We start from the raw sequence: 13,577 nt of genomic DNA on the forward strand, positions 1-13,577 counted from the left end.
GTCTTCCTCCCGCTCACTGCATCACCGTGGTGGGATCGATGGCATCCCTGAGGCCATCACCTATGGCGTTCAGGCAGAGTACCGTCACAAGAATGGCAAGGCCCGGGAACATCACCATCCACCACACGCCGAGGAGGAGGAAGTCCCGGCCTTGCCCCAGCATGGTCCCCCACTCCGCCTGGGGGGGCTGAGCCCCAAGTCCCAGGAAGCCCAGGGAGGCCGCGTAGAGTATCCCATCGGCCAGGCATAGGGAGAGGTAGACCACGGTGGGACCCGCTATATTCGGGAGTATGTGTCTCAGGACGATCCTGGAGTTGGATGTGCCAGCCACCCTGGCCGCGTCGATGAAGGTCCTCTCCTTCACCGACAGTACCGAGCCCCTGACTACCCTGGCCACCAGCGGGGTGTAGGCTATCCCCACAGCCAGCATGGCCTTGTCTATGCCCGCGCCCAGGGCGGCGCTGATGGCCAGGGCCAGGATGAGGGTGGGGAAGTTCAGCACTATGTCCACAACCCGCATGGTTACCAGGTCTACCGTACCGCCGGAAAAACCGCTCATCACGCCTATGGCCGTGCCGAGGGCACCCGCGAGGCCGATGGAGATGATCCCCATGGTGAGGGTGAGTCTCCCGCCATAGACGATGCGGCTGAAAATGCACCGCCCGACCCTGTCAACCCCCAGGGGATACTCCCAGTTGCCAGCCCAGAAGCCTGGCTCCAGGCGGTGATCTATGTCCTGCTCGTAGGGGTCATGGGGCGCTATGAGGGGGGCCAGGACGGAAACGGCCACAAGAGCGGCCATGATCACCACACCTGTGAGAGCCATCTTGTGGTGGGAAAACCGTCTCAGGTACCACCCTAGAGCGCCCGCTGACTGGGCTTTCAAAGATGCCTGCCTCCTAATCGTAGCGTATCCGAGGGTCTATCGCCACATAGAGGATGTCGACGATCAGGTTCACGCTGACAAACATGAACGCCACCAGGAACACCGCCCCCTGGATCATGGGGTAGTCCCTAGAGTAGATGGCCCTGACTATGAGGGAGCCCACCCCTGGCCAGGCAAACACCGTCTCCGTGAGCACGGCACCGGAGAGGAGGGAGCCGAAGGCCAGGCCAGTAACGGTGACCACAGGGATTAGCGCGTTCCTCAGGGCATGCTTCATTACCACCGCCAGGTAGGGCAGCCCTTTGGCCCGGGCGGTGCGGACGTAATCCTCGTTCAACACCTCCAGCATGCTGGAGCGGGTGACCCTGGTGACCAGGGCCAGCGGCCAGGTGGCAATGCACGCCGCCGGCAGTATGATGTGCCTCAGGGCATCCCAGAATGCGGCGTACTCGCCCCTGAGGAGGGATTCCGCCAAGAAGAACCCGCTGGCGGGCACGAACTGCGATTCCAGGCCCGAACGGCCTGATATGGGGAGCCAGCCCAGGGATACGGAGAAGGCCCATATCAGCATCAGTCCTAGCCAGAACACGGGCATGGACACCCCGGTTAGGGCCACTATGGAACTGAGGTAGTCCGGGAGCCTGCCCTTGTTGATAGCTGAGATCACGCCCAGGGGGAGACCCAAGGCCACCCCCAGGATCATCCCCATGAGGCTCAGCTCCACAGTGGAGGGAACCCGCCGGGCTAGCTGGGTCATCACAGGCTCCAGTGTTGTCACGGAGGTGCCCAGATCAAACCTGGCGGCACGGCTAAGCCACATCCAGTACTGGACCAGGACGGGCTGGTCGAGTCCCAGCTGGGCCCTCAGTCTCTCAATGGCCTCGGGGGAGGCCTTGGGGTAGAGCATAATCTCCACGGGATCCCCCGGGACCATGTGGATGATGAGGAACACCAGCACGCTCAGACCAAGGAGCGTCGGTATGAAAAGCAGAAGCCTCTTCAGGATGTACTGGCGCATCATGTGCGTAGCCCCTTCTAGTTACCGGCAGCCCTTCTCCCGGCCCGCAGCCTGCAGCAACTCATCCAGCTCTCGCTGGAGGCCGTCATCCAAGGGCGGCACTTCATGCTTCGACATCACTTCTCGTATGGCCTGCCTCGCCCCTTGTACCAAGTCCTGGCTGCCCTTGGCGGCCCACTCCTCGAAGCCTATGCCGCAGCTCAGCCCGGGCATCCAGAGCTCGCCGGCCCTTATGAAGTCCCGGGTGTGCTCCTGTGCCAGGAAGTTGCCTCCCTCCATGACGCTGGCGATGACGTCCACGCCCAGCGTTGTGTCATTCACTACCAGGCCCTCCCGGCGGTGGGTTAGGAAGGCAAATATCTCGTCGTCAATGTAGAGCTGCTCGATGCTGGCAAGGAGCCCGCCGTTCAGTGACCCGAAGCCTGAGATGAAGGTGGCACCCGCCATCACAGGCCACAAGGCGTTGACCGCCCTCTCCCAGCCCGCCTGCAGGTTGAGCCGGGGGGAGCCAGTGTCAAATCCGTACACGTCCGAGGGAAGGCCGTAGAAGGCGGCCAGCTGAGAGGCGCACGCCCCGGCGTACCCCACGTCAGGGTCGTTCCCCACGACCAGTCCTGTCCTCATGTTTGCAGAGAACAGGCGGCAGGCGTATATCAGGGGGCACTCGGGGTTGAAGAGCTTGGCCAGGACCAGGTAGGCCAGTTCCTCCACGTTCTGCTGCATGAGGCCTCCCGCCAGGGTCACCGGGGATGTGAGGCCCCGGCCTGGGCAGGGCAGCATGGTCATGGGCACCCCCGACAGGGCGCCCTCAATGATGGCCTCAGTGATGTCCTTGGGAAAATGCAGCGGGCTTATGGGGGATATGGAGAGGGTCCCCATGGGCTGAGCCTTAAGCCGGTCTGACCCGCCCGCCACCAGGCTCGCCGCCTTTATCATGTACTTGGTTTCCCACGCGTCGGACGCCGCCCCTATGGACACGGGCTTCGTCGTATTCTTCAGGCAGATTACTGTCATGGCCAGGGGCGCGATCTCTGATGGCACATCCTCAGGCCTCAGGCTGGGAACCACCTTCTTGAGGTGGGGAAGGTAGTCCGAGAGCCGGGCAAAGTCCTCCTGATCCTTGGAGGTGGCACCCCTGACGGCGTCCTTCTCCATGTCCAGGAGGACAGACACGGAGCCGAAGTTGTGGGTGAAGCCCTGGCCCACTGTGAGGTCAAGGGTGTGGGCGCCGTCCCGGCCCGTCAAGACTATTGGCGCCGGGTTCTTGAGCATCCGCTCTACTAAGGCCCTGGGGAAGAGCAGCCTCTTGTCCTTGGGCTGGCAACCCGCGTCCATTAGCGCCTTGCGGGCCCTCTCCCCCTCGAACGTGACCCCTATTTCCTCCATTACCCTGAGGGACGCCTCGTGTATTTTCAGGATGTCTTCCCGTGTAAGGGGCTGGAAAGCCAATCGACTCACTCCTTTGACGAAGCCGGGGGCCCGGGCATTGGCCAGGGCCCCCGGGTGCCTTGCTACTCCAAGTACGCCCGGTGCAGCCTGAGAATGCCGTCTGCGCCTACATTGAACCCCTTCAGGTTGGCCACGTACGCGTACACCGCATTGCCGTAGGCCACAGGTATAGCGGGAACCTCACTGTAGACGATCTCCTGCAGCTGCTCGTAGTAGCCGGCCCGCTCGCTGTTATCGTAGGTTGAAGCACCCTTGATAGCCAGGTCCGTTACTTCTTCGTTTTGGTATCTCCAGCGGGTCCCTCCGTACACCACCAGGAGGGTGTGGAGGAAGTTGTTGGGGTCTGGGACATCCATCCAGCCCGCCCATGCCAGGTCATACTCCCCGGCAGTGGTCGCGGCTGACCAGGCGCCCATCTCCAAGGGCTTCGCCACCACGTCGATGCCCACTGCCTTGAGGTCGTTCTGCACCATTTCCAAGCCAGTTATGGGATCCGGGTGGGACCAGCGGGGCGCGTTAGGGGCTATCATAGTGAGCTGGTAGCCCTGGGGGATCCCGGCCTGGGCCAGGAGGTCCTTGGCCTTCTCCTGGTCAAACTCGTAGGGCTTCAGGTCTGAATGGGAGCCCAGGACTCCCCCGGGCAGGATGCTGCTGGCACGATAGCCCAGCTCGCCCCAGATTACCTCAACGATCTTATCCCAGTCCACGGCATGGGCTATTGCCTGCCTTAGCCGCACATCAGTGACGGTATCGTTGTTGATGGCAACGTAAGCCAGCTGGGCGGCGGGGAAGCTGCCCACCTCCAGCTGGGGGTTAGCCTTGATCCTGGGGATCTGCTCTGAGGGAGGGCTCTGGAAGATATGGACGCCCCCCGTCTCCATCTCGGCCAGCCTCGTGGAGACCTCGGGCACCACCCTGAGGATGACCCTTTCCAGGTAGGGTTTGTCACCCCAGTAGCCCTCGAAGGGCACCAGGACGATGCGGTCGTCCTTCCTCCACTCCTCCAGCTTGAAGGGGCCTGTACCCACGGGGTTCTTGAAGAAGTCCTCACCGTACTTCTCCACAGCCGCAGGGCTCACGATAGACTCTGAGTAGTATCCCAGGTAGGTGAGGAGCGGCGCGAAGGGCCGCTTCAATACGATCTTCACCGTGTTCTCGTCCTCGGCAATGACGTCCTCCAGGACGTCTCCCAAGAGGTCATCGAAGTACGACCAGCGACCCTCGATGAAGTAGGGGTGGGTTTCATCATAGAGGCGCTTAAAGGAGAACACCACGGCATCGGCGTTGAAGTCCGTGCCATCGTGGAACTTCACGCCATCGCGTAGATTGAAGGTCCACTCCAGCCCGTCATCGGAGTGGGACCACTCAGTGGCCAGGTTCGATGAGTAGGTGACGCCCCCGTCCGGCGAAAACTCGTAGTTGAGCAAGGTCTCGAAGACCAGCATCGTGGGGTCGATATCCTCACCGGTGTAGGCGTAGCCAGGGTCTATGTAGGCGGCATCGTGGCCGTGGGCCCACACCACCGTTCCTCCAGCCTTGGGTCCCCCGGCGGGTTCCTCCGCCGTTTCTTCATCCTCCTCCGGCGGGGGCGATTGGGTTTGCCCTCCGCAGCCGGCTGCCAGGGCAGCCACCACGGACATCACCAGGAGAAAAGCCAGGAATCTTCTCACTTGAAACACCCCTCCTCTTATTCACTTTCGCCTGGCCCTTTCTGGGCCTGTTCTAGGAAACTCCCAGCATCTCTTTGGCCATCTTCACAGCGCTGATGGCATCAGGGGCGTAACCGTCCGCACCGATCTTTCGGGCCCACTCGGCGGTTATGGGCGCCCCGCCCACCAGTACTCTGACCCCTTTCCGGATGCCGTCCCTCTCAAGTTGTGAGACTATGTCTGCCTGCTTGGTCTGGGTGGTGGTCATCAACGCGGAAATCCCCAGGATGTCGGCCTTGTGTTCCCCCACAGCCCTGGCGAAGTCCCCAGAGGTCACATTGACTCCCAGGTCTACCACTTCGAAGCCGGAGGCTTTCAGCATCATGGCTACGATGTTCTTGCCGATCTCGTGAAGGTCCCCTTCCACAGTGCCCAGAACCACCTTGCCCAGTTTCCTTAGGGATGACGCGCCCCCTTTCATCAGTGGCTCTAGCATCTCCACGGAATTGCCCATGGCCTCTGCGGACAACATCATGTCCGGCAGGTAGTACTCGCCGCACTCGAACCTGTCCCCTACCTTCTGGATACCCTTGGTCAGTCCCTGTTCGATGATGGCTACCGGGTCTATACCCTGATCAACGGCGGCTTTAACCCACTTGAGGGTCTCGGCCTTGCTGCCGTTCACCACCGCCTCAGTTACCCTGGCAATGAGATCCTCCAAGGCGCCTGCCTCCCTCCCTGCTGCAGCTAATATCCCGTTATGTTAGGCGCCCGGCGATGCTTTCCCTTTGGTCCTGATTGCGGAATACCCATGAAATATTACGGTATTTTCGCAACAAAAGTCTACAACCGTAAGATTGTACAAGTCGGTGCCCAGGGGGATCTCGCCCTTGAGGTTACAGGGGGGACTCTGGCCGCGCACTGGGCGCCTGGACGCCCGGTCTTGAGGACAGTTTCCTGTCCCACAGCCCCTCTAGTCCCAGGGCCTCCATGGTGGCCCTGGGGGGTGTTCCATCATGATCCCACCCCATTGCCCGGTAGAAGTCATCCACCAGTGCCCTGACCCTCACAGTGGTCCCCTGGGTGGGTCCCGGGTCAGGCACGGGTACTGCCTGGAAGTGCTCGGGCAGGGTGTCTTCAGTACCGTGGGCGCCATGCACCAGGTTGAAGAGGCGTTCCGAGTTGATGATGCGCTCACCCGCGGTGAAGAGGTCCCCCGCGGTGAAATGCCACCCGGTGACCGCCGAGGCAAGGCGAGCCTCCTTGTCAAGGTCGAAGTCCCCTATGAGGGAGAGGGCGGGAACCTTGCAGATACCCAGGCCATCCAGGACAGCGCACACCGTCATGGTCCTCTTCACCAGATCTCCCTTGCCTTCGTGGGAGAGACGGTCCACGGAACACTCCGTGCCGAAGGCCTCTTTGCCCTGCTCCGGCTTCCACCGGTACTCAGGGGTCGGGTAGACGCTGGTGAAGTCCCCGCCCCTGGTGGAAACGGCATATCCCAGGGCGGTGCCCAGGGCTCCCCGGGGGTCGTAGCCCGTTAGCTCCAGCCCCTTCGAGTGGTGGGCGTAGGCCTCGGAGCCCCGCCCTACCAGCTGGGCAGCCCCCCGGACACCGTGAGAGAGGACAGCCCCGAAGCCCTCCCTCCGCGCCATGAGGTCCATCATGGCCGCCATGGCAGTGGCGTTCCCCCAGGTGAGCTCGATCCCACCGGTATCATCCCGGGTGATGATGCCCCTTTCGTAGATCTCCATGGCAAAGGCCAGCACACCGCCGGCGGAGATCACGTCTATCCCCAGGGTCCCTGCTAGGGCGTGGAGGTGCAACAGGGCCTCAGGGTCATCCAGGCCGCACTTGGCCCCAAGGTTCATTATAGGTTCGATGTCCGGCCTCTCGCCACGGGTGCCAGCGTAGGGCCCCTGGCGTATCTCAAAGGAGGCCTTGCACCCCACGGGGCAGCGGTGGCAGGTGTGCCGCCGGGTGACGTAGTCTATGAGACGGGAGCCGTCGATCTGGCCAGCCCCCTCAAACCTGACACCCTGGTAGTTGCGGGTTCCCAGGATCCCCATATCGTTGGCCCAGTTCACAAAGGCGCTGTTGCTGTAGCGGGAGTACATCTCGTACCGGGATGAGGACCTTATAGCAAAGATGTACTCCCTGACGGATTCCTGGGAACCGGGATGCGTGGTCCTCTCCCTCTTGGCCCGGACAACGATGGCCTTGAGGCGCTTGGACCCCATGACCGCTCCCATGCCCGTCCTTCCCGCGGCGTGCTGTGTTCCCGTGACCATGCAGGCGAAGGGAACCAGGTTCTCCCCTCCCACCCCTATCACGAGGACCTCCGAGCTAGGCCCAAACCGGGAGGCCAAGCCGCTTGCGACGGACCTGGTATCCTGGCCCCACCAGTCGCTGGCGTCCAGCACCTCCACCCGCCCGTCCTCCACCAGGAGGAGGGAGGGCCGGGGCGCCTGCCCACGGACGACCAGGCTCTGCACGCCGGCCAGGCGCAGGCGGGCGCCGAAGCCTCCCCCAACGTTGGAACTCCCGAGGAGTCCCGTCAGGGGAGAGCGGGCACTCACGTGGAGCCTGGCGGAGGAAGGCGCCTCCGTACCCGTGAGAAGCCCACAGCTGAAGCACAGGAGGTTCTCGGGACCCAGGGGGTCTGCCCCGGGCACCTGCCGCTCCAGGAGATGCCAGGAGTTGACGCCGCGGCCCCCGAGAAACCGCCGGTAGACCTGTTCTTCCTCGTGGGTAGTCACAGCCTCCTGGCAGTCAAGATCCATCCATACGGTACTGCCCATGGCACTCATCAAGGCCCCCCTCAACCGTTAATGGCGACATAGACACCTATTTCTTCGCCAGGCCTTCTTCTCCTCCCGCTGGGTTGGCCTGCCTTGGAGGAAGAGCCTGCCCGGGGGTGAATAGGCTAGGTAGGAAATTTGGTTAGTGACGGTAAAGAAACGGGGGGAAGAACATGGGCGATCTCCAGGAAGCGGTAGCCATAGCGCTATCACAGTGCATGGGACTGGAACCCCACGAGAGTGTCCTTATAGTTACTGACGGTGTCAACCTTGAGGTGGCGGAGGCATTCTACGCGGCTGCTGGGGAGATGGCCAGGGACTACTCCATGGTGGTGTTCCCGCAGAGGGCCAGGAATGGTGAGGAGCCCCCCGCCTCGGTGGCGGCAGCCATGAAGGAAGCGAGCGTGGTGCTAGTCGCCGCATCCCGCTCCCTCTCCCACACCCGGGCGCGAAGGGAGGCCTGCCTGGCCGGCGCCCGGGTTGCGAGCATGCCCGGCATAACCCAGGATATGGCCGCCAGGGCCCTGAGGCTGGACTACGCGGCCCTGGCCCGCCGCTCGGAGGCCCTGGCCCGCATGCTCACAGAGGCCAAGGAGGCCCGGCTCACATCCCCCGGAGGCACCCTTGTCACCCTTTCCCTGGAGGGCCGGCAGGGCATGGCCGATACCGGCATCCTGCGGGAGCCCGGCAGGTGGGGAAACCTGCCCGCAGGGGAGGCCTGTATCGCGCCCCTTGAGGGTCTAACCCAGGGCGTTATCGTGCTGGATGGTACCCTGGCAGGCTGGGGAAGCCTGGAGGAACCCATAACACTAGTGGTGGAAGCAGGCATTGTAAAGGAGGTATCCGGGGGCAAGGCGGCCTCCTGGCTCCGGGAGAACCTGGACGCCGCTGGTCCTGCCGGCCGGAATATTGCCGAGCTGGGAGTGGGCACGAATGACAGGGCCAGGATCACAGGGATACTCCTGGAAGACGAGAAGGTACTAGGCACGGCGCACGTGGCCATGGGCAACAGCCTGTCCCTGGGAGGGAGAGTGGATGCCAGCGTGCACCTTGATGGGGTAGTGTTCGAGCCCGTACTGGAACTGGATGGCCAAGTGGTGCTGGAGGGTGGGCACCTCAGGGTGGGCACCATTTAGAGGGTTCAGAATACCGCAAGCATAGCAAGCCCCGAGGAGTGATAGGGGTGGCGAATACTCCCAGGGTGACCGTAGTAAGTGTAAGCAAACTGACAAAAGAGATATTTGTCTCTCAGGTCCGGGAGTTCTTCGGAGCCTCGCTGGACGTACATACAGTCTGCTTCGAGGAAAGTGGGGCGTTCCGTAGCGATTCTGACATTGTGCTCGTATCCCAGGCCTCCCTGAAATCGAGCCTGCCGCCACTGCCTCCCGATAGTCCAGTGGTTGTTGCACGGCGATCTCTTGACATGGGACGTATTGCCGAAGTAATGTCTGTGCCTGCCGGGAAGGCACTGGTGGTCAGCAACATGCGAGAGGCGGCGGAAGAAGCCGTTGAACTGCTACTGGGCATAGGCATTAGCCATCTTGAGATGATCCCGTACTACCCTGGGGCCCCTCTCCCACCATATGAAGTCAGGGTGGCCATCACTCCAGGGATAGTGGGCTTGGTACCCCCCGGACTTCAAGTTGTTGACATCGGTGTAAGGCCCCTTGATGTTTCCACGCTTGTTGAAGTGGGTGTTAGGCTTGGCTTGCCTCTTGACAAGGCCAACATTCTAGGAGCCAGGTACAACAAGCGGATGGTGGCCCTCATTAGCGAGCAGGCACAGATGCTGGTGGAAATCAACGCGCTCACCAAGTACTTGGAGGCCATTCTGAACTCTGTTAATGACGGCGTCATAGCCGTTGATGATCAACTCAGGATAATCGTGATGAACTCTGTGGCAAGCGAGATAACCAAGAGCAACTCTGGTCCCGGTGGAAGGCTGCACCAACCCCAGCTGGCCAAAGAACTGGAGGATCTGCTGAAGACGGGAAAGGCCGATATTAACCGGCTCATGCATCTGAACGGTCGACAGCTCCTGGTTACAAAAACCCCCGTATTCAGCAAGGACAAGACTGCAGCGGTAGTTGTCATACTCAAGGAAGTCACCGAGTTGCACCGTGCCTCTCGGGACCTCTCGCGGCAAATAAGGCGTAAAGCGTATAAGACCAAGTATTCCATTGATGACATTCTCGGGGACTCTACGGACATCCGCCGGACCAAGACCGTAATGAGAAAGATCGGCCCTACGAACCTGACGGTTCTCATTATGGGGGAGCATGGAACTGGCAAGGAGCTGGTGGCTCACGCCTTGCACAATCTCTCCAGGAGAAAGGGGCAACCCTTTGTCCCCGTCAACTTGGCCTCCCTACCGGAGACCTTGATTGAGAGCGAACTCTTCGGATACGAGGAAGGTGCCTTCACCGGGGCTCGAAAGGGCGGCAAACCGGGTTTGTTCGAGCAAGCGCATCCGGGAACCATCTTCTTGGACGAAATCGGTGACCTGCCGTTAAACACTCAAGTGAAACTTCTTCGAGTCCTCGAGGAGAAGGAAGTAATGAGAATAGGTGGAACTAGCATCATTCCCATTGATGTCCGCATCTTAGCAGCAACCAACAAGGACCTCTTGAAAAGCGTAAGGCAAGGCTCGTTCCGCGCTGACCTTTACTACCGGCTGTGCGAATCACGCCTTATGGTACCACCTCTCCGGAGTAGAAAAGAGGATATCCCGCTTCTGGCCGCGCACTTCTTCACGAAATTCGGCCCCACCAGCGCACCTCTTTCGGAGCGGTTGCTCACCTGCCTCACTCGGTACGATTGGCCGGGGAACGTTCGCCAGCTTGAGGGGGTGATCCGCTATATCTGCAACACAACTGACGGGGACGACGATGAAGTGTATATTCTCCTGGATGAGATGCTCGAGGGCGACACTAATGAGCGAACGGAAGAGGAGTGGCTGGAAGTTCTCGAGGTCATTGAGGCAAGGGGATCTCGTGATGAGTACACCGCCATACTCCAGGAACTCCTGATCGCAAAAGAGGAGGGGCTACGGGCTGGCAGGGAGAGCTTGGTGAAAAGATGCCAGTCCCACGATCTCAGGGTCACCGGCAACATGATGCGCTCGCGTTTGGATGCCCTGCGGGCTCAAGGTTGCGTTGTTACGGGACTGGGCCGGCAGGCAACACGGATTACGGAACGAGGAGAAGGGTTCCTTCGTTGGCTGAGACGGCACTAACCATGAGTGTTTTGCACTACCACAAGTAGGAGCATAGTCCACCGCGGGCCTTAGCCCCACCTGAGTCAATAGGGTATAATTGGTGGTATCTGGCCTCCCAATAGCGCCACTTGCTACCAGAAAGTCCCCGAAGCCTCCCAGCATGCCGCACACAAGAGCTAGCAGGTTGCTTGGGTACGATACTTGCGATAGGCTATTCTGCATTTAACCCGTCGTGCGAGTCCAGGGGTCTGAAGACGCGGTGTTTGCCTTGTCAACAATACTGCACCAGGGGGTTGATGCTATTGGATACGAGTTGGCTGAAGGGCAAGACAGCAATTGTCACTGGGGCCTCTTCCGGTATCGGGAGTGCACTGGCAGAATCTCTTGCCCTGGGAGGAGCCCAGGTTGCCCTGGCTGCTCGGAGTGAAACGAAGCTGAAAGAGAATGCTGCGCGTATTGAGGGGAAGGGAGGAACGGCACTACCGGTAAAGGCTGATGTCACCTTGGGTGCAGATGTCAACAACATGGTGGCTACTGTCGTAGATACCTTCGGTTCCATTGACTTCCTGGTAAACAATGCTGGCATATTCCCAGTCCTCCCCGTGCTCGAGATGGAAGAGAAGGAGTGGGACAGGGTCCTAGATACGAACTTGAAAAGCGCATACCTGTGCTCCCGGGCAGCTGCAAGGATTATGATTGACCACGGAATCCCTGGAAGGATTGTGAACGTCAGTTCCACCTCTAGTATCATAGCTAGGCCGGGATGTGCTCACTATGCAGCATCGAAGGCCGGAATGATCATGTTTACCAGGGTGCTGGCTCTCGAACTAGCTCCCTACGGAATTCTGGTAAATGCGGTTTGCCCTGGGGTAATCGGAACGGAAATCGTGGAGAGGCTAGCCAAGACTCAACAAGGGGAGGAGGAGAACCAGGCAAAACTCAATCGCATTCCGCTAGGTAGGTGGGGTACTGTAGACGAAATCGTCGGCGCTGTCATGTATCTGCTCTCACCGAGTGCGAGCTATGCAGTTGGGTCATCTATAGTGATTGACGGCGGCTATTGTCTAGGAATCCCCAAGTACTAGTAATGGCGCAACACCATTAACAGGGGGTGACATCTTGGACGCATACTCAATCGGCATCGGAGTCTACCTGGTAGCATTGCTGGTTATCGGGTTTATCTGTACAAAGTTCGTGAAGACCTTCGAAGATTTTGCCTTGATGGGTCGCCGGGTAAAGCCTTGGCTGATAGTAGCAACGATTTCCGCTAGTTGGTACGGTGCTGGTACTGTATCAGGGCTACCATCCCTGGCGTTCCGGTCCGGCATGACAACACCTTTCATGTGGTTGATGGGTGCAAGCCTTGGCTACTTCATCGTGATTACTCTAGCCCCACGAGTTAACCGCACCAAACTCATAACCGTACCAGACATTCTCGAGGCACGGTACGGACCAGCCGCTAGGTATCTTGGGCTGGTGGGAGTCCTTGGCACATGGTCAACATACATAGGCTACCAAATTATCGCCATCGGCTGGATCTTGGATGTGGCACTGGGCATTCCGCCCGTACCATGGGGTTTCATTCTGGGCTTCGGAATTGTGCTGATTTATACTGTGGCAGGCGGCTTGTATGCCGTGGTCTGGACAGACTTCATACAGGCAATGGTAATGATTGTGGGTATTACCTTGATGGTGCCGGTCGCTCTCTCCAAGATCGGAGGAGTCGCAGCGGCTACTGCAGCCATCACCGCGGTCGACAGTAATCTTTTCAACCCTTTTGGCGTGGGCTTCCTAACCGCAATAGGTTTCTTTTTAATGCTGTTTGGACTTGCAGTCTGTGACCCCACTACCCACCAGAGGCTTCTTGCCTGTGAAAGTGACCGGTCGGCCAGAAAAGCGGCGTACGCGGCGCTGTTCATGCCCATCTTCTTCTACACTTTAATCCCCATCGCTGCTCTCATGGCCCGGGTGCTCTTCCCCGATATTCCAAACCCGGAATATACACTGCTCTGGTTGGCCCGTTACCTTCTCCCCGCGATAGTGGGCGTACCCTTGATGGTGGCTGTGGTCGCCACAGTGATGTCTACGGCCGACTCGGCACTGAATATATGCTCCACACTGATCATTAACGACATTTACAAGCGGCTCATCAACCCCAAGGCCAGCGAACAAAGACTAGTCTTTCTCTCTCGGGTATTCGTCGTCGTATGGGCCATCTACGGACTTGTCTTGGCGTTTGCGTTACCAGGAGTGTTGGCGGGCCTGAGGATCGCCTACAGTATCATGGCGGGGGTTGTAAGCCCAGCCTTCCTTGCCGCCTTCCTGTGGAGGAGGGCAACGCCGGCCGGGGGAGTCGCAAGCCTGGCGGTGGGCTTGGTAACACTCATATACTCCTACTACAACGAACCATTCGGATTGAGTCCAGTAATTCCCACCATGCTCTTGGGGTGGATAGCCCTCATAGTGGTTTCCCTGGCAACTGCTCCGCCCGAGGATGAGCAGGTCAGGCTCTTCATGCCGCCCCGGAAGACCATATCCAGCTAATGTGCCACAAAGC

At 59.9% G+C, this 13,577-nt stretch carries 10 protein-coding genes; 4 read left to right on the forward strand and 6 right to left on the reverse strand.

Going from position 1 to position 13,577, the window contains the following annotated elements:
- Positions 1–13: 13 nt before the first annotated feature.
- The 6 genes from AB1576_13925 to AB1576_13950 all read right to left on the reverse strand — a co-directional run bounded on the left by AB1576_13925 (position 14) and on the right by AB1576_13950 (position 7,812).
- A complete protein-coding gene (locus tag AB1576_13925) occupies positions 14–886 on the reverse strand; it encodes an ABC transporter permease (GenBank protein ID MEW6082823.1) in 873 nt (290 codons plus the stop codon).
- Between the two features lie 13 nt (positions 887–899).
- On the reverse strand, positions 900–1,907 hold the full coding sequence (locus tag AB1576_13930; GenBank protein ID MEW6082824.1) for an ABC transporter permease: 1,008 nt from the start codon (positions 1,905–1,907) through the stop codon (positions 900–902).
- 18 nt (positions 1,908–1,925) lie between these two features.
- On the reverse strand, positions 1,926–3,353 hold the full coding sequence (locus AB1576_13935; GenBank protein MEW6082825.1) for a trimethylamine methyltransferase family protein: 1,428 nt from the start codon (positions 3,351–3,353) through the stop codon (positions 1,926–1,928).
- A 62-nt stretch (positions 3,354–3,415) separates the two neighbouring features.
- Positions 3,416–5,023: an ABC transporter substrate-binding protein gene (locus AB1576_13940; GenBank protein ID MEW6082826.1), complete on the reverse strand. Its 1,608-nt coding sequence runs from the start codon at positions 5,021–5,023 to the stop codon at positions 3,416–3,418.
- Between the two features lie 52 nt (positions 5,024–5,075).
- Positions 5,076–5,723, reverse strand: a complete 648-nt coding sequence (locus tag AB1576_13945) for a corrinoid protein (protein MEW6082827.1) — start codon at positions 5,721–5,723, stop codon at positions 5,076–5,078.
- Positions 5,724–5,898: 175 nt separating this feature from the next.
- Positions 5,899–7,812 (reverse strand): aldehyde ferredoxin oxidoreductase family protein, encoded by a 1,914-nt coding sequence (locus tag AB1576_13950; protein MEW6082828.1) that lies wholly within the window; start codon positions 7,810–7,812, stop codon positions 5,899–5,901.
- 164 nt (positions 7,813–7,976) lie between these two features.
- Here AB1576_13950 and AB1576_13955 point away from each other — a divergent pair, with 164 nt between their 5' ends.
- The 4 genes from AB1576_13955 to AB1576_13970 all read left to right on the forward strand — a co-directional run bounded on the left by AB1576_13955 (position 7,977) and on the right by AB1576_13970 (position 13,564).
- Positions 7,977–8,939, forward strand: coding sequence for an aminopeptidase (locus tag AB1576_13955; protein ID MEW6082829.1), 963 nt, complete (start codon positions 7,977–7,979; stop codon positions 8,937–8,939).
- A gap of 47 nt (positions 8,940–8,986) precedes the next feature.
- Positions 8,987–11,038 (forward strand): sigma 54-interacting transcriptional regulator, encoded by a 2,052-nt coding sequence (locus tag AB1576_13960; GenBank protein ID MEW6082830.1) that lies wholly within the window; start codon positions 8,987–8,989, stop codon positions 11,036–11,038.
- A 284-nt stretch (positions 11,039–11,322) separates the two neighbouring features.
- Positions 11,323–12,105, forward strand: a complete 783-nt coding sequence (locus AB1576_13965; protein MEW6082831.1) for an SDR family NAD(P)-dependent oxidoreductase — start codon at positions 11,323–11,325, stop codon at positions 12,103–12,105.
- A gap of 34 nt (positions 12,106–12,139) precedes the next feature.
- Positions 12,140–13,564 (forward strand): sodium:solute symporter family protein, encoded by a 1,425-nt coding sequence (locus tag AB1576_13970; GenBank protein ID MEW6082832.1) that lies wholly within the window; start codon positions 12,140–12,142, stop codon positions 13,562–13,564.
- The last annotated feature ends 13 nt before the right edge of the window (positions 13,565–13,577 follow it).

Source organism: Bacillota bacterium, assembly GCA_040754315.1.
Classification (GTDB): domain Bacteria; phylum Bacillota; class Sulfobacillia; order DUSP01; family JBFMCS01; genus JBFMCS01.